Origin of the sequence: Rhizobium leguminosarum, assembly GCF_002953715.1 — a bacterium.
Lineage (GTDB): Bacteria > Pseudomonadota > Alphaproteobacteria > Rhizobiales > Rhizobiaceae > Rhizobium > Rhizobium leguminosarum_V.
Genome location: NZ_CP025012.1, coordinates 4,662,028 through 4,683,914 on the forward strand (window position 1 = coordinate 4,662,028; position 21,887 = coordinate 4,683,914).

18 protein-coding genes are annotated in these 21,887 nt (G+C 61.3%); 5 read left to right on the forward strand and 13 right to left on the reverse strand.

From position 1 onward, the window contains the following. Positions 1-756: a 3-deoxy-manno-octulosonate cytidylyltransferase gene (locus CUJ84_RS23045; protein ID WP_105007849.1), complete on the reverse strand. Its 756-nt coding sequence runs from the start codon at positions 754-756 to the stop codon at positions 1-3. Positions 757-910: 154 nt separating this feature from the next. Between CUJ84_RS23045 and CUJ84_RS23050 the strand changes: the two genes are divergently transcribed. Next, positions 911-1,474, forward strand: a complete 564-nt coding sequence (locus tag CUJ84_RS23050) for a c-type cytochrome (protein ID WP_105007850.1) — start codon at positions 911-913, stop codon at positions 1,472-1,474. 274 nt (positions 1,475-1,748) lie between these two features. On the opposite strand, the gene CUJ84_RS23055 is transcribed toward CUJ84_RS23050, so the two are convergent. Then, positions 1,749-2,696: an AEC family transporter gene (locus CUJ84_RS23055; RefSeq protein WP_105007851.1), complete on the reverse strand. Its 948-nt coding sequence runs from the start codon at positions 2,694-2,696 to the stop codon at positions 1,749-1,751. Between the two features lie 513 nt (positions 2,697-3,209). Between CUJ84_RS23055 and CUJ84_RS23060 the strand changes: the two genes are divergently transcribed. Beyond that, complete coding sequence (locus tag CUJ84_RS23060; RefSeq protein ID WP_027682224.1) at positions 3,210-4,202, forward strand: adenosine kinase; 993 nt, start codon at positions 3,210-3,212, stop codon at positions 4,200-4,202. On the opposite strand, the gene CUJ84_RS23065 is transcribed toward CUJ84_RS23060, so the two are convergent. Then, positions 4,195-4,734, reverse strand: a complete 540-nt coding sequence (locus CUJ84_RS23065; RefSeq protein ID WP_105007852.1) for an SH3 domain-containing protein — start codon at positions 4,732-4,734, stop codon at positions 4,195-4,197. The genes CUJ84_RS23060 and CUJ84_RS23065 overlap by 8 nt on opposite strands. Before the next feature lie 185 nt (positions 4,735-4,919). On the opposite strand from CUJ84_RS23065, the gene CUJ84_RS23070 reads away from it, so the two are divergent. Further along, entirely contained in the window at positions 4,920-5,921 is a 1,002-nt protein-coding gene (locus CUJ84_RS23070) for a 2-hydroxyacid dehydrogenase (RefSeq protein ID WP_105007853.1), read from the forward strand. 13 nt (positions 5,922-5,934) lie between these two features. On the opposite strand, the gene CUJ84_RS23075 is transcribed toward CUJ84_RS23070, so the two are convergent. The 3 genes from CUJ84_RS23075 to recF are packed head-to-tail and all read right to left on the reverse strand — an operon-like array spanning position 5,935 to position 8,365. After that, positions 5,935-6,423: a GNAT family N-acetyltransferase gene (locus CUJ84_RS23075; protein WP_105007854.1), complete on the reverse strand. Its 489-nt coding sequence runs from the start codon at positions 6,421-6,423 to the stop codon at positions 5,935-5,937. Between the two features lie 11 nt (positions 6,424-6,434). Further along, on the reverse strand, positions 6,435-7,244 hold the full coding sequence (locus CUJ84_RS23080; protein ID WP_105007855.1) for a molybdopterin-synthase adenylyltransferase MoeB: 810 nt from the start codon (positions 7,242-7,244) through the stop codon (positions 6,435-6,437). Beyond that, positions 7,241-8,365: a DNA replication/repair protein RecF gene (gene recF, locus CUJ84_RS23085; protein ID WP_105007856.1), complete on the reverse strand. Its 1,125-nt coding sequence runs from the start codon at positions 8,363-8,365 to the stop codon at positions 7,241-7,243. Before recF ends, CUJ84_RS23080 begins: the two co-directional genes overlap by 4 nt. 450 nt (positions 8,366-8,815) lie before the next feature. Here recF and CUJ84_RS23090 point away from each other — a divergent pair, with 450 nt between their 5' ends. Next, positions 8,816-9,181, forward strand: a complete 366-nt coding sequence (locus CUJ84_RS23090; protein WP_027682220.1) for a helix-turn-helix domain-containing protein — start codon at positions 8,816-8,818, stop codon at positions 9,179-9,181. Positions 9,182-9,434: 253 nt separating this feature from the next. Here CUJ84_RS23090 and CUJ84_RS23095 read toward each other — a convergent pair whose 3' ends face one another. From CUJ84_RS23095 to CUJ84_RS23125, 7 genes are all read right to left on the reverse strand, one after another. Further along, positions 9,435-9,635: a hypothetical protein gene (locus tag CUJ84_RS23095; RefSeq protein WP_027682219.1), complete on the reverse strand. Its 201-nt coding sequence runs from the start codon at positions 9,633-9,635 to the stop codon at positions 9,435-9,437. Positions 9,636-9,950: 315 nt separating this feature from the next. Beyond that, positions 9,951-11,081 (reverse strand): molecular chaperone DnaJ, encoded by a 1,131-nt coding sequence (gene dnaJ, locus CUJ84_RS23100; RefSeq protein ID WP_027682218.1) that lies wholly within the window; start codon positions 11,079-11,081, stop codon positions 9,951-9,953. 86 nt (positions 11,082-11,167) lie between these two features. Then, the gene (gene dnaK / locus CUJ84_RS23105) at positions 11,168-13,084 is read right to left on the reverse strand and encodes a molecular chaperone DnaK (RefSeq protein WP_003555813.1); all 1,917 of its coding nucleotides are present in this window, start codon (positions 13,082-13,084) and stop codon (positions 11,168-11,170) included. A 383-nt stretch (positions 13,085-13,467) separates the two neighbouring features. Next, positions 13,468-15,804 (reverse strand): transglycosylase domain-containing protein, encoded by a 2,337-nt coding sequence (locus CUJ84_RS23110; RefSeq protein WP_105007857.1) that lies wholly within the window; start codon positions 15,802-15,804, stop codon positions 13,468-13,470. A gap of 211 nt (positions 15,805-16,015) precedes the next feature. Then, positions 16,016-16,237: a hypothetical protein gene (locus CUJ84_RS23115; RefSeq protein ID WP_105007858.1), complete on the reverse strand. Its 222-nt coding sequence runs from the start codon at positions 16,235-16,237 to the stop codon at positions 16,016-16,018. 543 nt (positions 16,238-16,780) lie between these two features. Continuing rightward, positions 16,781-17,449, reverse strand: coding sequence for an SH3 domain-containing protein (locus CUJ84_RS23120; protein WP_105007859.1), 669 nt, complete (start codon positions 17,447-17,449; stop codon positions 16,781-16,783). Between the two features lie 401 nt (positions 17,450-17,850). Continuing rightward, positions 17,851-19,239: a dipeptidase gene (locus CUJ84_RS23125; RefSeq protein ID WP_105007860.1), complete on the reverse strand. Its 1,389-nt coding sequence runs from the start codon at positions 19,237-19,239 to the stop codon at positions 17,851-17,853. Positions 19,240-19,454: 215 nt separating this feature from the next. On the opposite strand from CUJ84_RS23125, the gene CUJ84_RS23130 reads away from it, so the two are divergent. Continuing rightward, the gene (locus tag CUJ84_RS23130) at positions 19,455-21,839 is read left to right on the forward strand and encodes a bifunctional diguanylate cyclase/phosphodiesterase (RefSeq protein WP_105007861.1); all 2,385 of its coding nucleotides are present in this window, start codon (positions 19,455-19,457) and stop codon (positions 21,837-21,839) included. The last annotated feature ends 48 nt before the right edge of the window (positions 21,840-21,887 follow it).

Genomic DNA, 21,887 nt, shown 5'->3' on the forward strand with positions numbered 1-21,887 from the left:
TCAGTTCGACTTTGCGGAGAGGATGCGCCGCGCTTTTTCGAGGTCGGCGGGAGTATCGACACCGAGCGGAACCGTGTCAACGATCTCGGCGTCGATGCGCATCCCGGCTTCCAGCGCCCGTAGCTGCTCCAGCGATTCGCGCTTTTCGAGCGTCGAAGGACCGAGCGAGACGAACCGTTCGAGCGCCGTGCGCCGATAAGCATAAAGGCCGATATGGTGGTAGAGCGGCCCTTGGCCGTAAGGGGCGGTTGCCCGCGTGAAGTAGAGCGCGTGCAGCCGGGCGTCGGAAATCGGCGAGCCGACGATCTTGACGATGTGCGGCGCGGTCTTATCCTCCTCATTGTCGATTTCGGTCGTCAGCGTCCCGATATCGACCGCCTCGTTCTCGAGAGGGCGCAACGCCGCGCGCACCGTTTCCGGATCGATCGTCGGCAGATCGCCCTGGACGTTGACGATGATCTTCGCCTTTCCGTCCGGATCGACTTTCGTCAGCGCCTCAAAGATCCGATCAGAACCCGATTGGTGATCCGTGCGGGTCATGACGACTTCGAAGCCGGCGGCGGCCACCGCATCGAATACCTGGCTGTCGTCGACGGCGACGACGACGCGGCCGATGGCCGCCTCCCTGGCCCGCAGCGCCACCTGGACGATCATCGGCAGGCCGCAAATATCGGCCAGCGGCTTGCCCGGAAGCCTAGTGGAGGCCATGCGCGCCGGGATCAATACGAGCACGCCGTCTAAATTTGAATCACTCATTGTTCGGGCCTTCTATTCCGGGCTGAAAAGTGTCAAAAAGTCTCACGCACAAGACCATTTAGACAGTTGCAACGATCAACCAAAAGACATAGGTTCCGCGCGATTTCAAGATGGTCCGGTTTATGGTCTGCCGGCTGCAAGGGGAGCATTGCAGATGAATTCATACGTCAATACGGCCGTGGGGGCGCTGCTCGGAACGATTTTCGTTCTGATGTCGGTCTCCATCGCGTCCGAAGGGATCTTCCATTCCGAAGCACCGGAAAAGGAAGGTTTCGCGATCGTTGCCGAAGAGGCGCCCGCCGCTGGCGGTGAGGCTGCGCCTGCCGTTGCTGTTCCGATCGCGCAATTGCTCGCTTCTGCAGATGCCAAGGCCGGTGAAACGGTCTTCAAGAAGTGTCAGGCCTGTCATGACGGCACCAAAGGGGGGCCGAACAAGGTCGGTCCCAACCTCTTTGGTGTCGTAGATCGCCCGATCGCCTCGCATGCAGGCTTCGCCTATTCCGCTGCCATGAAGGACTTCTCCAAGGGCAGCAGCGAGAAGTGGACTTTCGAATTTCTCAACAAGTTCCTGCTGGCGCCGAAAAAGGACGTTCCGGGCACCGCCATGGGCTTCGCCGGTCTGGCGAAGGATCAGGACCGCGCTAACGTAATCCTCTACCTGCACACGCTCGCCGATTCGCCGGTGCCGCTGCCAGATCCGAACGCCGCGACGCAGTGACGCGGCAGACAATCGCGTGACATCGAAGCCCGGCCCGCAAGCCGGGCTTTTCGTTATGCGCGGAGCCGCTTAAAGCACGCCGCGCAAAACTGTGCAGCGGTTTTGCGCTAACGACATGCGTAAAACAAAGACCTCAAGCGCGAGGAGCGAATCTGAAAGATTACGACGCGCTTTAGAGCAATTCCAGGAAAAGTGCGAAGCGGTTTTCCGTCCGGAATTGCGTAGAAACAAAAGGCTAGAGCGGTTCTGCGTTTCCATGAAAAGCGGAAGCGTTCTAGGCGCCGAGGAAATAGGCCCAGAGCGAGACCGTGATGGCGCCGAGCGCCGTCGTCACCGTGATCGTCGAGGCGGCGAGGCTGTGACCGACGCCGAAGCGATTGGCGATCAGCCAGGCGTTGACGCCTGTCGGGACGGAGGAAGTCAGCACGATCGCTGCCGTCCATTCGGGACTGAGACCGAGGAGATGGCTCGCCGCCCACACGCAGCCGGGCAGCAGCAGCAGCTTCAAGGTCGAGGTGACGCTGGCGATGCCGAGATTGCCGGAGATGCCGTATCTCTCCAGAGCCATGCCGAGCGATATCAGCGCCGCCGGACCGGCAATGCCGGCGATCTGCCCGACGACCGTGGCCACCGTCGTCGGCATGGTGAGACCGGAAAGGTGCATGGCCATACCGGCCGCAAGCCCGATCACCAGCGGGTTGCGCACGAGATTGACCGCGATCTGGCGAAGCACGAGCACCATGCTGCGATCGCTTTTGCCGGCGATCTTGCGCTCGGCATGCTCCATCAGGACGGTTCCGGCGACCATCATCACGGGTAGATGTACGGCAAGCAGGATCGACAGCGCCACCAACCCTTCGTCGCCGACGGTCCGCTCGACCAGCGGCAGACCGATGAAGATATTGTTGGCGAAGGCCGAGGAAACGCCGGCCAGCACGCCGATCCGTTCGTCGCGGCCGAAGAGGCGTGTGGCGGCGATATGGCCCGCCGTCCAGGTAATGGCGACGCCGGAAAAATAGACGATCCAGAGACGAAAAGGCGAGGCGCCATGAAAATCCGCCTCGGCGATGGTGCGGAAGAGCAGAAGCGGTACGGCGATCTTGAAGACGAATTCGCTGAGCGCTTCGCCGACATTCGACGCCATCAACCCGCTGCGGACGATCACCCAGCCGATGAGAATCAGAATGAAGATGGGAAGGACGTCGAGAATGATGGCTGACATAGGGGAGGCTGCTCTGCGCGGGGGAGTATTCGACGTCTACAGCGCCGCGCGTCTTTTCAGGCGCGCAAAGGACGCTGTAGCACTTTGAATTGCTGCATAATTCCTTAAATCGATTCCGATTTAAGGAATTATGCAGTAGCAGCAAACTGTTTGGATTGAAAAGGCAATCACCGTCCAATCAGGCGCATAGGCAAAACAAAAAAAGCGGGCATAGCCCGCTTTTCCGCTCCGGTCTTGCCGGAAACCCGGATCACGAAGCTGCCAGTTCATCCGTGGTCAGCATCGCGCCGGTAAGATCGAAGGGATCATCCCTCGTGCGCCCGGCTGCAACTGAAGCTGCTCATGCCGGTCTTCTTGCGAGTATTTCTAGATTTGGAAAATGACAGGGACATGACGAATAGGCGGCACTTTTGCGAAGAAATAGATGCGCCATCCACCATTTATCCTTCCAAACCGCGGAAATTTCGCTAAGACCAAACCCCGGCTATCACAAAATCCGGGACCCCCCATTTCATGACAAGATTCGATGTTCTGACAGTCGGCAACGCAATCGTGGATATCATTGCCCGTTGCGACGACCAGTTCCTCATTGACAACCAGATCACCAAGGCGGCGATGAACCTCATCGATGCCGAACGTGCCGAACTCTTGTATTCGCGCATGGGACCGGCGCTCGAAGCCTCCGGCGGCAGCGCCGGCAACACGGCGGCGGGCGTGGCTAACCTCGGCGGCAAGGCTGCCTATTTCGGCAATGTCGCCCAAGATCAGCTTGGTGACATTTTCACGCACGATATCCGCGCCCAGGGCGTCCACTACCAGACCCAGCCCAAGGGCACCTTCCCGCCGACGGCACGTTCGATGATCTTCGTCACCGAGGATGGCGAGCGCTCGATGAACACCTATCTCGGGGCTTGCGTCGAGCTCGGCCCGGAAGACGTCGAGGTCGACGTCGTGGCTGACGCCAAGGTCACTTATTTCGAAGGTTATCTCTGGGATCCGCCGCGCGCCAAGGAAGCCATCCTCGATTGTGCCCGCATCGCCCATGAAAACGGCCGTGAGATGTCGATGACGTTGTCCGACAGCTTCTGCGTCGACCGCTATCGCGGCGAATTCCTCGATCTGATGCGCTCCGGCAAGGTCGATATCGTCTTCGCCAATCGCCAGGAAGCGCTGTCGCTCTACGAGACCGACGATTTCGAGGAGGCGCTGAACAGGATCGCCGCCGATTGCAAGATCGCCGCCGTGACGATGAGCGAGAATGGTGCCGTCATCCTGAAGGGCCGTGAGCGTTTTTACGTCGATGCGATCCGGATCAAGGAAGTCGTGGATACGACGGGTGCCGGCGATCTGTTCGCCTCCGGCTTCCTCTATGGCTACACGCAGGGACGTTCTTTGGAGGATTGCGGCAAGCTCGGTTGCCTGGCTGCCGGCATCGTCATCCAGCAGATCGGCCCGCGCCCGATGACCTCGCTTTCCGAGGCCGCCAAACGGGCAGGGCTTATTTGAACGCTTCGCCGGGATAGGCGCCCCAGATCTCCGACTGCGCCACCCAGCCTGAGGCGCCGTCGGTTTCGGCGCGGCACCAGTCGCCGTTGCATTCGCCGATGGTGATCATCACGCCGGGTTCCAGCTTGGCAACGATCGAGGCGGAGGGCTGCGCCTCGCGGCGCAGATTGACATAGACGCCTTTGCCCTTGGTCTTCATCCACGGGGCGGCAATCGCCGCGCGTTGGCCGGACAGCAGCGACTGGTTGACCCAGCCTTCGGTGCCGTCGGCATCGCGGATGCGGCGCCAGTTGTCGTATTCCTGAATGATCTCCACCGGCAGACCGGATTTCAGGTACATCCACGAAACGGCGTAATCCGTTCCCGGACCGATGCGCAGGTTGACGCGCTTGGATTTCAGCGTGACGAAACGCGGCAATGGCAGTCCGCTTGGTCCCTTGGCCGCCTGCGCATGGGCGAGCTCGACGCTTCCCACGGATGCAGCCAGAGCGATGGCAAGGGCGAGGCAGGACTTCAGGACTTTGCTGCGCATGGAAGTTTCCGTTTGCTCGAATTCGCGGGCAGGCCCGGCCTGCTCGCGGTCCGGGCTTTGACATTCCCCGGCTGCACCGCGAGTTTTGTTTGTCTTCGCGTGCGGGTCTGGTAGAAAATGCCCGGAATGGGAAAATTATCACCCCTCTTGGTTAAAGACCTCTGAACAAGGCACCACAGGCAGCCATGACAGCGAAGAAAAAACCGAAGGTCTACATCACCCGCAAGCTGCCGGATGCCGTCGAAACCCGCATGCGCGAACTCTTCGACGCCGAGCTGAATATCGACGACGCGCCGCGTTCCGTTCCCGAGCTTATCGCCGCGGTCAAGACCGCCGACGTGCTGGTGCCGACCGTCACCGATCGCATCGACGCGGCGCTGATCGAGCAGGCGGGACCGCAGATGAAGCTGATTGCGAGCTTCTCCAACGGCACCGATCACATCGACGTCGAGGCGGCTGCGCGCAAGGGCATCACCGTCACCAACACGCCGAACGTCCTGACCGAAGACACCGCCGATATGACCGTGGCGCTGATTCTCGCGGTCCCGAGAAGGCTCGGCGAAGGTGCGCGCGTGCTGACCGACAAGCCGGGCGAATGGGCAGGCTGGTCTCCCACCTGGATGCTCGGCCGGCGCATTCACGGCAAGCGCATCGGCATCGTCGGCATGGGCCGCATCGGCACGGCGGTGGCCCGCCGCGCCAAGGCTTTCGGCCTGTCGATCCACTACCACAACCGCAAGCGCGTCAATCCGGCCGTCGAGGACGAGCTGGAGGCGACCTATTGGGAAAGCCTCGACCAGATGCTCGCCCGCGTCGACATCGTTTCGATCAATTGTCCGTCGACGCCGGCGACCTTCCACCTGATCTCGGCCCGCCGTCTGGCGCTGCTGCAGCCGACAGCCTATCTCGTCAACACCGCGCGCGGCGACGTGGTCGATGAAGCTGCGCTGATCAAGTGCCTGAGGGAGGGCCGGATTGCCGGCGCCGGCCTCGACGTCTTCGAAAACGAGCCTGCGGTCAATCCGAAGCTCATCAAGCTCGCCAATGAGGGCAAGGTCGTGCTGCTGCCGCATATGAGTTCGGCGACGATCGAAGGCCGGATCGACATGGGCGACAAGGTCATCATCAATATCCGCACCTTCATCGACGGCCACAGGCCGCCGAATCGCGTGCTGCCGGGGCGTTGAAGAACGCTGTAAATCAGGTGACGCGGATCGGAGCCGCAAGGACCTTGCGCATCTCGACAAATGTCGTCCTGGCAAAACCGGGATGCGCCTTTTCGGCGGTTCTGGAAAATCCCCAGGCGGCGAAGACGGCGTGATTGTCGGTGAGTTCAATCCGCGTTTCCAGCCGCAAAGCGGAAAGACCGAGCGCCGCAGCCGTCTCCTCGGCAATCGCCAGCAGCCGCTTGCCGAGGCCCTTGCCCTGCATCTCAGGCAGGACGGCGAGCTTGCCGACATAGAGACAATCGGCCTCCGGCCGCAGGAAGAGGCAGCCGATCAGCTTTTCGCCGTCGATGGCGACATGGCCGATCTCGGCCCTGGCCTTTTCGGCCAGTGACTCGGTTGTCAGCTTGAGCGCCGAAGATGGCGGGTCGATCCTGCCATTCATCGAGGCGAAGGCAGAAAGGATCAGTGCCAACAATTCGTCCCAGCGCGTGAAGCTATGATCAAGATGAATAATCGTCATCCGGCCGGTCTTTATGTTGTACGGCGTCGTTTGTAGCGAACCGTGTCGAAGCGGGCCGAGAGCGCGTCGTAGAGCAGCAACCGTCCGACCAGCGGTTCGCCGGTGCCGGTGACGAGCTTGATCGCCTCCATCGCCATCATCGTGCCGATGACGCCTGTCAGCGCGCCGATGATGCCGGCCTCGGCGCAGGCGGGAATCAGCCCCGGCGGCGGCGCTTCCGGAAATAGGTCGCGATATCTAGGGTTGGACGTTCCGTCCTCAGCCGTCTCATAGGGCTTGAGAACCGTCAGCGAGCCGTCGAAACGCCCAACGGCGCCGGTGACGAGCGGGATGCGCGCTTCTTCCGCTGCATCGGCGGCGGCATAACGCGTGTCGAAATTGTCGGAGCCGTCGATCAGCAGATCGAAGCCGGAGAGCTGACGGCGGCCTGCCTCCGGGGAAAAGCGTTCCTCGAAGCGGATCAGTCGGACATGCGGATTGAGCCTGGCGATGGCGAAGGCGGCACTCTCCGTCTTCAGCTCGCCGATCGTGCCGGAATCATGGATCACCTGGCGCTGCAGGTTCGATAACGACACCCGGTCGTCGTCGACGATACCGAGCGTGCCGACGCCGGCTGCGGCCAGATATTGCAGGACCGGTGCACCGAGGCCGCCGGCGCCGATCACCAGCACGCGGGCGGCTTTCAGTTTCTGCTGGCCGGCGCCGCCGATCTCGGGGAGCAGGATGTGGCGGTGATACCGCGCTATTTCTTCCGGGCTGAGCGGTTCCATGGCGCCGATGTTATCATGATGCCGGACGCCGGGAAAAGCCGCCTCGGTCATTCGAACACCCTTCCGTCGGCAACCGTGAAGAACTGCGCCCTGTCGCCGAGCGCTGAAAACATCGCGCGATCCGTTCCGGTCATGAAGGCCTGGCCGCCGAGCCCGTCGATAAGGTCGAACAGCGCGGCGCGGCGGCCCTCGTCGAGATGCGCTGCGATCTCGTCGAGCAGCAGGATCGGCGCATGGCCGGTGAGATTGCCGACGAGCCGCGCATGCGCAAGCACCAGGCCGACAAGCAGCGCTTTCTGCTCGCCGGTGGAGCAACGTTCCGCCTCCATCGCCTTTTCGCGGTGATGCACGATGAGATCGGCCCGGTGCGGCCCCTCGAGCGTGCGCCCCGCGCCGGCATCGCGGTAGCGGCTCTCTGCCAGCATCGCCGCGTAGTCATCTTCGAGGTCGACCGAGGGGCGCGAGAACTGACCGTCCATGAAGCCCGAGAGCTGCAGCGATGCCGAGGGGAAGGGCGAGCTCTCCCGTGTTTCCTCGATCAGCCGGGTCAGTAGGCCGAGCATCTCCTGCCGGGCGAGCGCCATGGCGATGCCGAGGCTTGCCATCTGTTCCTCGATGCCGGCAAGCCAGGAGGGGTCGAAGCGGCCTTCGTCCAGCAATTTGTTGCGGCTGCGCATGGCGCGCTCGAAATCGCTGGCGCGGCGGCCATGGGCGGGATCGAGTGACAGCACCAGCCGGTCGAGAAAGCGGCGCCGGTCGGAAGAGGCGCCGGTAAAGAGGCCGTCCATCGCCGGTGTCAGCCAGAGAAGGCGCAGATGGTCGGTCAGTTCGTCGGCAGTCTTTGCCGTCGTGCCATTGATGCGCAGCCTACGGGCGGTGGTCTCCTCGCTCGTTTCGATGCCGGTGCCGATCTCGACGTCGCCCTCCATGCCGTCGAGCGCGGCAAAGATCGAAAAGCCGCCGGCCGCGCCGACGCGGGTAATATCGCCATAGGCCGCACGGCGCAGGCCGCGGCCGGGCGAAAGCAGAGAGACTGCCTCCATGAGATTGGTCTTGCCGGCGCCGTTATCTCCCGTCAGCACGGCATGCCGACCATCAAGGGTAAGGGCCGCCGCCGCATAGTTGCGGAAGTCTGTCAGCTTCAGGCGGGAAAGAGAAACCTTGTGCGGCATCGAATGTCCGGAATCGTAAAGCGTGACAGCTAAGCCGAAGCGGCGCTGATGGCAAGGCTGGCAGCTTTCTGGCCGTGGATCGTCTACCGTCGGTGCTGCCGGAAGTCAGGGACGCGGGAGCTGGCACCACACAGGACATATATTCCAGATGATCCGTGACCGAGGTCCTGGTATCCGACATCCTCCCGGTGTAACTGCAGCCATGACACTTTCGAAATTCTGCTAAAAATACAACCATCGGAGACGGTCTGACATCGCCAGGCCGATACCGCCGACAGGCACTGTCAATGCCTCCAAGCTCCGGATATTCAGGGTTTGCTGCCATCCTTTAAGGCTATTGACGTAACGTAAAGCCCAAAAAAAGTCGGTTGAATTTTGCAACTGCAGGATTGAGTTATCCGGTGCAAACGATATGGTAAACGGAACGTTTATGTATAAGAGAGTGATGAAGTGCCAGATCCGGTTGATATTATCGTCGGTCGCAACGTCAGACAGTTTCGCGCCCTTCGCCGTGTTTCCCAACTTGAGCTTGGCGAAGCACTCGGACTGACTTTCCAGCAGATCCAGAAATACGAAAAGGGAACGAACCGCGTTTCCGCCAGCAAGCTGCATCAGATCGCGGTTTTTCTCGACGTTGAGATCTCTGCTCTTTTCGAGGGTGCCGGCATGTCACCATTCGGCAGCCGTGTCGAACTCAGCCCCGACGCCTATGCGCTTGCGCTGAGCTACGACAAGCTGAACTCACCGGCGGGCAAGGAAGCGGTCAAGACCATCGTCACCCTCATGACTGGCGAAGTGTCCGAAACCGCCGCCTGATTCCACGACAGCGCCACGCGTTCGAGCGCCGCAAGGACGCTGTAGGACTTTGAATTGCTGCATGATTTTGTCCCTAAATCGGTTCCGATTTAAGAATGTATGCAGCGGGCAATCAGGATTCCCACGGAAAAGCACGACCTGTTCGAGGTCTGGATGATCTCGGACCAATGCGGGCAGCGGTTTTGGGAGGACGGTGTGCATCAAGACAAGACCAGGAAACAGGTCGCCTGGCTCAGGTTCGATGCGACGCGCTTTAGTGAATCTCTCGGTCGTGCAGCGCCATCAGCAGATCGTCCTGCGTCTGGTGGCCGGCATGATAGAGGTCGATCGCGATGTTGGCGATTGAAAGGCCCTGCTGGCTGCGAAGCTTGATGTTGCGCTCGGCGCACCAAGTATAGATGGCGCCGGCGAGAACGTCGACGTCTTCGGACTGAGAGGAAAAGGCTGGCGCCATGGTCGATACCCTTGGTTTGGTTGTCCCCCGCTAGAGCGCTAAGGACGCTCTACGCTTTGATTTGGCGCATAACCCCAAAAACCGATTCCGATCTTCGGGGTTATGCGCTGACCGCAGAGACTGAATTCATTTGGAAAACTTGCAAGCGGCATTATCTGGCTGCGTTAACGCAAGTCGTCTTCCCGTCCGCCGCCGTGTCGATCCGGGACAGATTGGCCGGCGCGGGCGGCGAATGTCGCAAATCGGGATTCCGGGAACAAAAAAACCGGAGACATTTCCGTCCCCGGCTTTCGAAATGGGCGTGTCGATCGCGGCTCAGCCTTCGAAGAATTCCTTCATCCGGGCAAAGAAGCCCGTCGATTCCGGATTGTTCTCCTTGGAGGAAAGCTGCTCGAATTCCTGAAGCAGTTCGCGTTGGCGCTTGGTGAGCTTTTGCGGCGTCTCGATCTGAATCTGGATGTAGAGGTCGCCCGTCTGCACCGAACGCAGCACCGGCATGCCCTTGCCCTTGAGGCGGAACTGTTTGCCGACCTGCGTGCCCTCAGGCACGGTCACGCGCGACTTGGTGCCGTCGAGCGTCGCCACGTCGAAGGTGCCGCCGAGCGCGGCCGTCGTCATCGAGATCGGAACGGCGCAATAAAGATCGGCTCCGTCGCGCTGGTAGAATTCATGCGGTTTGACGGACAGGAAGATATAGAGGTCGCCCGCCGGTCCGCCGCGAGCGCCGGCTTCGCCTTCGCCCTGCAGCCGGATGCGGGTGCCGTCCTCGATGCCGGCAGGAATATTGACCGAGAGCGAACGCTCTTCCGTCACCCGGCCCTGGCCGTGGCACTTCGGGCAGGGATCGGGAATGATCTGGCCGCGGCCGTGGCAGGTCGGGCAAGTCCGCTCGATCGAGAAAAATCCCTGTGCCGCGCGCACGCGCCCCGTTCCCTGGCAGGTGCCGCAGTTCTTCGGCTGTGTGCCGGGCTTGGCGCCCGAACCCGAACAGACGTCGCACGTGATCGAGGTGGGAACGCGGATCTGCGCCGTCTTGCCGGAGAAAGATTCTTCCAGCGTTATTTCCATGTTGTAGCGAAGATCGGCGCCACGCTCGCGACCACCCGACGAGCGCTGGCGCGCGCGCCCGCCACCCATCATTTCGCCGAAGATATCTTCGAAGATGTCGGAGAAACCGCCGCCGGCAAATCCGCCGCCACCGCCGCCGCCCATGCCGCCATGTTCGAAGGCCGCATGGCCATAGCGATCATAGGCCGCCCGCTTCTGCGGGTCCTTGAGCATCTCGTAGGCTTCGTTGATTTCCTTGAACTTCCGCTCGGCGTCCTTGTCATCCGGGTTTTTGTCCGGATGAAATTTCATCGCCAGTTTGCGGAAGGCGCTTTTCAGCTCTTTTTCGTCCGCCGACTTGGCTACACCCAGAGTTTCGTAAAAGTCCGCTTTTGCCATTAAGGATTAAACCCCGGAAATGGATTTTCCGGCTGCCATGGTGAGCAGCCGGATCAGGTGTTGAAGCATAACCACGCCGTCGCGGATTACGCGGACTTCTTGCGGTCGTCGTCCTTGATTTCCTCGTAGTCGGCATCGACGACATTGTCGCCGCCTTCCGCGGAGGCATCGCCAGCAGCGCCGCCTTCGGCCTGCTGTGCTTCATAGATCGCCTGGCCGAGCTTCATCGACACTTCCATCAGCGTCTGGGTCTTGGCCTTAATGTCGTCGGCATCGGGCTCCGACGCTTCCGACGCCGTCTTCAGCGCGGCAATCGCATCCGAGATCGCGGTGCGGTCGGCCTCGGAAACCTTGTCACCGTAATCCTTCAGCGACTTTTCCGAGGAATGGATCAGGCTTTCAGCCTGGTTCCGGGCTTCGACCGCCTCGCGGCGCTTCTTGTCTTCGGTGGCATGGGCTTCGGCATCCTTTACCATCTTCTCGATGTCGGCGTCGGAAAGACCGCCGGAAGCCTGGATGCGGATCTGCTGTTCCTTGCCGGTGCCCTTGTCCTTGGCCGAAACCTGCACGATGCCGTTGGCGTCGATGTCGAAGGTGACCTCGATCTGCGGCATGCCGCGTGGCGACGGCGGCAGACCGACGAGGTCGAACTGGCCGAGCAGCTTGTTGTCGGCAGCCATTTCACGCTCGCCCTGCGAAACGCGGATGGTCACGGCCTGCTGGTTGTCTTCGGCGGTCGAGAAGGTCTGGCTCTTCTTCGTCGGGATCGTCGTGTTGCGTTCGATCAGGCGGGTGAAGACACCACCGAGGGTCTCGATGCCGAGCGACAGCGGCGTCACGTCGAGGAGCAGGACGTCCTTGACGTCGCCCTGCAGAACGCCGGCCTGGATGGCAGCACCAAGCGCCACCACTTCATCCGGGTTGACGCCCTTGTGCGGCTCCTTGCCGAACAGCTGCTTGACGACTTCCTGTACCTTCGGCATGCGGCTCATGCCGCCGACGAGAACCACTTCGTCGATTTCGGCAGCGGTGACACCGGCATCCTTGAGCGCTGCCTTGCACGGCGCGATCGTGCGCTGGACGAGATCGTCGACCAGGCTCTCGAGCTTGGCGCGGGTCAGCTTCAGCGTCAGATGCTTCGGGCCGGAGGCGTCGGCGGTGATGAACGGCAGGTTGATTTCGGTCTGCTGCGAGGACGAAAGCTCGATCTTTGCCTTTTCCGCAGCTTCCTTGAGGCGCTGCAGGGCAAGCTTGTCGTTCTTCAGGTCGATGCCGTTGTCCCTCTTGAATTCGCCAACGAGATATTCGACGAGGCGCATGTCGAAGTCTTCACCGCCGAGGAACGTATCGCCGTTGGTGGACTTCACTTCGAAGACGCCGTCGCCGATCTCGAGGATCGAAATATCGAAGGTGCCGCCGCCAAGGTCGTAGACGGCAATCGTCTTGCCTTCTTTCTTGTCGAGGCCGTAGGCGAGGGCTGCTGCGGTCGGCTCGTTGATGATGCGCAGAACTTCAAGACCGGCGATGCGGCCGGCATCCTTGGTTGCCTGGCGCTGCGCGTCGTTGAAATAGGCGGGAACGGTGATGACGGCCTTCTCGACCTTTTCGCCGAGATAGGATTCGGCGGTTTCCTTCATCTTCTGAAGGATCATCGCGGAAATCTGTGCGGGCGAGTAGCCCTTGCCATTGGCTTCGACCCAGGCGTCGCCATTGTCGCCCTTGACGATGGTGAAGGGAACGAGGTGCTTGTCCTTCTCGACGGTCGGATCTTCGTAGCGGCGGCCGATCAGGCGCTTGACCGCAAAGAGCGTGTTCGTCGGGTTGGTGACTGCCTGGCGCTTGGCCGGCTGGCCGACGAGGCGTTCGCCATCTTCGGAAAATGCCACCATGGAAGGGGTCGTGCGTGCACCTTCCGCATTCTCGATAACCTTCGCGTCCTTGCCGTCCATGACTGCGACGCAGGAATTCGTCGTTCCAAGGTCGATACCAATTACTTTTGCCATGTCATTCTCTCCTTGAAGCAAGCTGTCGGAACCCCGAGAAGGCATTTCCCTGACAGCCCCTTACGGGATGGGTCTACTTGAGATTACGCAATCGTGATTGCGGTGATGCGGCGTATATAAGGAGCGGTTTTCTGGACTGCAAGGCGAGAAATGCCCCGGAATCCAGCAAAACGAATGTGTTGCGTTCAATTTTTACAGTAGCCGGGAAAGAGGTCGCCCCATGTCCGGAAAGCGGCCGATTTTTAGAGCATGTCGCGCAAAACTGTGAAGCGGTCTTGCGACGACGACATGCGTAAAACGAAGACCTGAAGCGCGAGGAGCGACTCTGAAAGATCACGATGCGCTTTAGAGCATCGGGCTTGTGTTGGACATGCAGCAAAGTCTCACTGGCCCATGATCAGATCGAGCAGCGTCGTTCGCCGCGGCTGGACGGAAGAGGTTGTCTGCGCCCCCCCGACATCCCCGGGCGGCACCACGCCCTCATAGCCCGAACCGCCGCCTTCGGCAATGTCTGCGGGCGGAACCGGGCCATTGCCGGAGCTTGCCGCCTGCTGCCGGACAGGCGCTTGCGGATAGCGGTTTGCATTGTCGCCGCCGCCGAAGACGCCGGAAATGATACCGCCGATCGTCGAAGGCGGCGCCTCGGCCGTCATCGGTTGCCCGCTGCCCAACTGGCCATCGCCCGGTGCCTGCGCCATCGGCTGACCATTGTTCGGATCGGCGATCAACTGGCCGTTGCCGAAGAGCGGTGCCGGCGAAAGACCCTTGTGGGCGGCGATCATGAATTCCTTCCAGGCCTTGGCGGGCAAGCCGCCGCCGGTCACCTTCTTCATCGGCTTGCCGTCGTCATTGCCGAACCAGACCCCCGTGGTGAGGTTGCTGGTGAAGCCGACGAAGAGCGCGTCGCGCGAATTCTGCGTCGTGCCGGTCTTTCCCGCCGCCTGCCAGCCGGGGATCTTGGCGCTCTTGCCGGTGCCGTTGTCGATGACGCCCATCATCATTGCATCCATCTCGGCGACGATCTGCTCGGACAGCACGCGCGGCGGGCTGTCATAGGTATTTTCGTAGAGAACCTTGCCCTCGGCCGTCGTCACCCGGCGGATGACGTGCGGCGTCGCCTTGTAGCCGCCGTTCATGAAGGCGGCATAGGAGGCGGTAAGTTCCATCAGCGACACCTCGGACGTACCGAGCGCGATCGAGGCGTTCGGCTGCAGCTCGCTTTCGATGCCGAGCCGGTGGGCAAGCTTGATCACCTGATCCGGCCCGTCATACATCACCAGCTGGGCGGCCACCGTGTTCAGCGACTTGGCCAGCGCGGTCGCCAGCGTCACTTCGCCATTGTATTTCTTCTCGTAATTTTCGGGCGTCCAGTCGCCGATCCGGATCGGCGCGTCGTTGAACACGGAATAGGGCGTCAGCCCCTTCTCGAGCGCTGCCGCATAGACGAAGGGCTTGAACGAGGAACCCGGCTGGCGTTTGGCCTTGACGGCGCGGTTGAACTGGCTCGTCGCATAGTCTCTGCCGCCGACCAGCGCCCGAATCGCGCCGGTGCCGTCGATCGAGACGAGGGCCGCCTGCGAGGCGTCGAGCTTCCCGCCCTCCTTGTCGAGCACGTCGACCAGCGATTGCTCGGCTTTCTTTTCCAGCGACTTGTCGATGGTCGTATCGACGATGACGTCTTCCTTGACGTCGCCGATCAGACCCGGCAGCTCGTCCATCACCATGTCGGCGACATAGTGCCCGGCGCCCGACCAGTAGCTCTTGGCCGAGGCCGGGGTCTGTGACATCGCGGTCTTGACCTCGGAATCGGTGATGAAGCCCTGTTCGCGCATGGCTGCGAGCACGAGTTGGGCGCGGGCATTCGCCGCATCGGCATCGCGGGCCGGCGAAAGCCGCGACGGCGCCTTGAGCAGGCCGGCCAGCACCGCGGCCTCGCCGAGGTTCACGTCACGCGCCGATTTGTTGAAGTAGCGGCGTGATGCCGCCTCGACGCCATAGGCGTTCGATCCGAAGAACACCCGGTTGAGATACATGGCAAGGATCTGGTCCTTGGTGTATTTCTGCTCCAGCCAGAGCGAGAGCAGCACCTCCTGGACCTTACGTTCCAGCGTCCTCTCCGGGGAGAGGAAGAGGTTCTTGGCAAGCTGCTGCGTCAGCGTCGAGCCACCCTGCACCATGTGGCCAGCCGTGAGGTTGGTCACAACAGCCCGGCCGAGGCCGAGCGGATCAACGCCGAAATGCGAATAGAAACGCCGATCCTCGATGGCGATGACGGCTTCCGGAACATAGGGCGACATGTTTTCGAGCGACAACGCCTCGCCGCCGGTGGCGCCACGATTGGCGATGACGCTGCCGTCGACAGCGGTGATCTTCACATTCGGCGGCCGCTCCGGGATCGCCCATGTGCTGGCGCTCGGCATGCGCGAGCCATAATAGACCACAAGCCCGGCAACGCCGATGCCGGCCCAGATGAAAAGCACGACGCACCAGTAGATCACGCGGCGCAGGAAGCCGAAAAAGCCGCCGCCTTCGCGCTCCCGTGGCTCGCGCCGTCGCCGGGGGGCGGCACGTTGCGGCGGGGGTTTCGAGCCGCCGCGGCGCTGGGATCGCCCTCCGGCAATGCGATCGTCGGCATCGAGCGAGAATTCGTCATCGTCGCGTGCCGGGCGGCCGCTGAAGGACGGTTCTATTCTGTCGCCTGATCTGCCTCTGCCTGCCATCGCGGACCGGTCACACCCCATGTTCGATCGCGAAGCCAGCTTCGCATAACGGTGCTCTTCTCCAGCGCCGCGCGTCTTTTCAGACGCGCAAAGGACGCTGGAACACTTTGAGTGCCGCCGTGATCATCCGACTGAACTGTAAATGCGGCGATTTAACGGGGTATTAATAATGGAAAGTAAAGCAGATCGCGCCGGGCGACAGCATTGGCTTTCAGAACTGCCGGGCCTCGTAATCGTCGAGCGTTTCCGGGTCCTGCTTATATTCCCACTCGCCCAGATGAAAGCGGCGCCAGATCTGGCCGGAAGGGTTGAGGCTCGCCCCATCGGTGAGGCGCACAGGCAGAACAGGGTTGTGTTTATGCCAAACGGTAACATCTGTGGCGGCTGCCCGAGGGGCGAAAAGCCCGAAGAAAGCCAGGTAGTCTTGCGTCATCAGGGTCCAGCCTCGAACGGATTAAAATCAATCCGCAACGCCACAAAACTGCAACAAAGAATCTCGCAAAACAAGAGCCTCGCGATGCTCTCACATCAAATTGTCGGTGACCGCATTCGAGGGTCGATGCTTCCCCCGCGGCTCCTGTCTTGCGCTTTCCGGCGAAGCGGCGCGCGTCGTGAAAACAAAGGCCCGAAGTGCGTGGGGTGAATTACACGCGAGACGACGTAGATTACCGCGCCGCGCGTCTTTTCGAGAGGCGCAAGGGACGCCGTAACACTTTGAACTGTTGCATATTTTATCCTTAAATTCGATTCCGATTTAAGGAATTAATGCAGGAGGCGGAACCAATAGGCGTCGCGATTGTTTATGGAGAAGCGGGACAACCCCTCACGTCCCGCGCATGATCGGCCGTCTCCCCTCAACACGCGCCGATCGACATCAGGCCCGGTGCATCCCTCATGGGAGCGCCGGGCTTTTTCTTGGGTGTTTGCCCCCGGCTTCAAGCCTCGGAGAGGACGGCGCTGCCGTCCCCTTTCTGTTTCATTCGTCGCAGGAGGGATCGCCGGGGCGGCAATCAAAGTCCCTGCGGTCCGGCCTGCGATCATCGCCTCTCCGGTCGTCCCTCTGCCGTTCACCTCTTTGCCGATCGTCCCTTTGCCGATCGTCCCTTTGATTGTCGTCGCGCCAGTCACGATCGCGGTCGCGCCCATCTCGGTCGCGATCCCGCTCGCGCCAGTTGCGGTCGCGATCCCGGTTATCCCGATCTCCATCGCGATCCCGATTGTCGCGGTCGCGGTAGTAATAATCCGGGCCGCGGTTCCAGCGGTCACGGTCGCGATAGAAATCGCGGTTGCGGTAGTAGCGGTCCCAATAATTGTCGACGCTGAAGCGAATCATCGGAATGCCGAGCGGACGGTAATATTGCGGGCCGACATAGACGCGGCGCTGTTGGTAGAGGGCCTGGACGTACTGGCCGGAAACCCAGCCGCGGCCGCCATAGAATTCGACGTCGCACCAGTTGACGTCGGAAAGGCATCCGCGGATCTCGACGGAAGAACCGGCCGGGATGACCGCGACGGCAGGATAACGGGTGCTCGGACCCGCACGCATGTTGACGTTCGCCGTCGAGTAGCCCTCGGCAGCCTGCGCTATGGCAGGCGCCAGCATAAGCAGGCCGACCGCTGCGATTTTAACAAAGAGTTTTTTCACGCTTCCCAGTCCTTGTTGGCACGTTTTTCAGGCAGCGCTTGGCCGCGTTTCCCTGGCATATGCCACTGAAACAAAAGATAGAAGGATCGCCCGCAGGTGTTTAGGGCGTCATCATTCGCGTTATCTTTCAATGGCTTATATGTCGCTGACGATGAACGTAGCTTGAACGGCGAAATGTCTGTCAGCGCCCTTGGAGCCGCGAGTGGTGCCTCCGACAACGGCCGGTACTGTTAACGGTCCGTTAACCTTTCGGCGGCAGTCTCACTGCAATACCCGCTTGCTCTTTGACCACGGATGAACTGGCACTGAGGTGAGCGGATGACGAAAGGCCGGGTCGAACCGGCCTTTTTGTTTGTCGCGATCTTGCGTGGCGCATCTTGATGGAAGGTGCGCCTTTTCCTTCAGGCAGCGAGCGCCTGAAGAATCCGCACCCAGGAGCGGATGCCCTTGTGGTAGGAGATAAGCTCGTATTTCTCGTTCGGCGAGTGGATGCGATCATCGCTGAGGCCAAAGCCGACGAGCAGCGATTCCATGCCGAGCATCTTCTGGAAATCGCCGACGATCGGGATCGACCCGCCCATGCCGATGACGATGGCGGGTTTCGGCCACTCGTCGGAAAGCGCGTTCTTCGCCTTTGTCAGAACAGGGGAATCATAGGAGAGATGAATTGCCGGCGAGCCGCCATGCGGATGGAACTCCACCGAGCAATCGGCGGGAATCTTCGCGCTGATATAGCTGCGGAAAGCTTCGCGGATGGCGGTTGGATCCTGCGTGCCGACAAGTCGGAACGAAACCTTGGCCGAAGCCTTGGCGGCGATCACCGTCTTGAAGCCTTCGCCGGTATATCCGCCCCAGATGCCGTTGATTTCGGCGGTCGGCCGCGCCCAGGTGAGTTCCAGCACCGAACGGCCCTTCTCGCCGGATGGAATCGAAAGGCCGACCTCGCCGAGGAAGCTCTCCGCGGTCTTGCCGAGCGTCTCCCATGACGCCTTGATGTTGTCAGGCGTCTCCTCGACGCCGTCATAGAAGCCGTCAAGCGTGATGCGGCCGGTCTCGTCATGCAGGCCGGCAAGAGCCTCGACGAGAATATGGATCGGATTGGCCGCCGCGCCGCCGAAGAGACCGGAATGCAGGTCGCGGTCGGCGGCCGTCACGATCACTTCCTCGCCGACGAGGCCGCGCAGCGCTGCGGCGATCGCCGGCGTGTCGCGGTCCCACATGCCGGTATCGCAGACCAGCGCATAATCGGCCTTGAGCTCTGCGGCATTGGCTTCGAGGAAGGGCTTCAGGGACGGCGAGCCGGATTCCTCCTCGCCCTCGAAGAGAATGGTGACGCGGCAGGGAAGCGCGCCGTTGATCTCCTTATAGGCGCGGCAAGCCTCGACGAAGGTCATCAACTGGCCCTTGTCGTCGGAGGTGCCGCGGCCGGTCAGGATCTTGCGGCCCTCGCCGACATCCTTGATCGACGGCTCGAACGGGTCGTTTTCCCAGAGCTCGATCGGGTCGACCGGCTGAACATCGTAATGGCCGTAGAAGAGAACATGCGGCGCATCGGCGGAAGCGCCGGCATGGTGGGCGACCACCATCGGATGGCCTGGCGTATCGCGCACCGAGGCCGTAAAGCCGAGCGTCCCGAGATAGGCGACGAGCCATTCCGCAGCCTTTCGGCATTCGGCTTTGTAAGCGGGATCGGTGGAAATCGACTGGATGCGCAGAAGCTCGAACAGCTTGTCGAGGCTCGATGGAAGGTTCTGGTCCGCGCGCGCAAGCACCTGGCTTACATCGGTCATTTTCGACTCCTTTTTTGAAATTCGGCCGGACGATAGACCAAACCAGAAAGGCAGGCGAGGCGGAAAAACAAAAAATCGGCGGCGCGAAAGACCGGTGGGGCATGGATTAATATCAGGAAGATTTGCTGGATAACATAGAAGAGAGTTCTAATTCAATTTACAGTTATTTAGCATAACCTAAATAACCTGACCGAATTCAGCTGTGGGAGGGGCAGATGTTTTCGGTCATTACATGTATTCGGGACAACCACGATTGGCGGCTGGTGCTTGCGGCGGCCGTGGTCTGCCTGGTCGGCGCTATGGCGGCTATGCTGCTGCTTTCCCGCGCTCAGGAATGCGATGCCGGGCGGCGCAAGCTCTGGATCGGCGCCTCGGCTTTCGCTTTCGGCACCGGCGTATGGGCAACGCACTTCATCGCAATGCTGGCCTATGACGGCGGCATGCCGATCGGCTACCAACTGGGCCTGACGGCGCTTTCTTTCCTCCTGTCGGTTGCCGGTTCGTGGGCGGCGATCCTCGTCGCTTCGGAAAGCCGCGGCAGGTTTTCTCGCATCCGCGGCGGCGTCCTGATGGCGCTCGGCATCGCCTCCATGCACCTGACCGGCATGCAGGCGATCGAAACGCAGGCGGCAATTCTTTATGATCCCTTGATGACGCTGAGTGCGGTTCTCGCAGGAGCACTGTTGTCGAGCGCCGCCTTCCACGCCTTTTTCCAATTGAAGGGACCGAGGCGGCTCCTCGCCTCGTCAATCACTTTCGTCCTCGCGATCTGCACGCTCCATTTCATCTCGATGGCTAGCATCACGCTCGTGCCGGATCCCGGCAAACAAGTTCCGGCAACGGTGCTCGACGCCAGCCTGCTTGCTGCGATCGTCGTTGTGGCGGCGACGGCGCTCATTCTGATCGCGCTGGCGGTAGTCTTTATCGAAAGCCACCTGACGGATCTGAGGGGGCTCGCGAATGCCTCACAGGAAGGGCTGCTGATCCTGCGGAAAGGCCGAATCATCGATGCCAATGAACGCTTCCAGGGGCTTTCCGGCTGGAAGCTTGCCGGTCTTGCCGGCAAGGCGCCCTCGGCTGTTTTGACCGCTATTCAGGGGACTGGGCAGAACAGACCCAGCGAGACGCTGCTCAACACCAGGGACGGCAGGGAGATCGCCGTCGAAGTGACCGCGAGCAGGATCGTCTATCGCGGGCACAATTGCGAGGTGCTGGCGGTGCGGGATCTCACCGAGCGCAGGCAGGCCGAGGAGATGATCGAGCATCTCGCTCACCACGATGTGCTCACCGATCTGCCGAACAGGTCGCTGTTCGATACCCGCATCCGGCAGGCGCTGCAGATGGCCGAACGAAAGAACGGCGAGGTTGCCCTCTTCTATCTCGACCTCGATCGCTTCAAGGCCGTCAACGATATCTTCGGTCATGCCGAAGGCGACCGCATTCTCCGCAAGGTCGCCTCGATCCTGCGCCGCGTGGCCGATGAAAGCGATACGATTGCCCGCCTCGGCGGCGATGAATTCGCCATCATTCAGCCCGCCGGGCAGCAGCCGGCGGCGGCGCAAAAGCTTGCGGCTGATATCCTCGCCGAATTCGCCGCCGAGATGGACACGGCGCGCGACCCGACCGCCGTCGGCGTCAGCGTCGGCATCGCACTCTATCCCGCGGATGGCGCTGCTGCTGAAGAACTCTGCAACAATGCCGATACTGCACTCTACCGCGTCAAGCATGACGGTCGCGGCAAGGTTTGTTTCTTCGACGCGGAAATGGATAAGGCGGCACGGAACCGCCGCCAGATCGAAAGCGAACTGCGCCATGCGATCATCCGCAACCAGATCCATGTCAGCTATCAGCCGATCCTCGATGCGCTGAGCGGCGAGATCGGCGGCTACGAGGCCCTGATGCGCTGGAACCGGCCAGGTCACGGCTTGACCGAGCCCGATATCTTCATCCCGATCGCCGAGGAAAGCGGCTCGATCGTCCAACTCGGCGAATGGGTGTTGCAGCAGGCCTGCAGGGAGGCTGTGCGCTGGCCGCTGCCGTTGATGATCGCCGTCAATCTCTCGCCGGTGCAATTCATGCTGCCGAACCTCTGCGAGCGGATCGAGGCGATCCTCGCCGAAACCGGGCTTGCGCCCGGCCGGCTGGAGCTCGAGATCACCGAGGCGGCCCTCATTCGCGATCGCGACCGGGTGATGACGACGCTGCTGCGGCTGCACAAGCTCGGCGTGCACATCGTCATGGATGATTTCGGCACCGGTTTTTCCTCGCTTTCCAACCTGCGTTCATTCCCTTTCGACAAGATCAAGGTCGACCGCAGTTTCACCGGCGTGCTGGAACATGATGCGGGGGCGCGCTCGATCGTGCGCGCCATCATCGGCCTTGGTCATAGCCTCGGCATGCCTGTCGTCACGGAGGGCGTGGAAACCGAGATACAGCGCCGGATCGTCGTCGAGGAAGGCTGTGCGCAAGTGCAGGGCCTTTTACTCGGCAAGCCGGATATCGAGCCGAGCATCAAGCTTGCCGCCCACGAAAACGTCCTGACCGCGCAGATCGAAACCGGCGTGTCCTCATTGCGACGCGCTCAGCGTGTCGGCGAGTGATCTTACAGCGCCGCGCGTCTTTTCGGACGCGCAAAGGACGCTGTAACA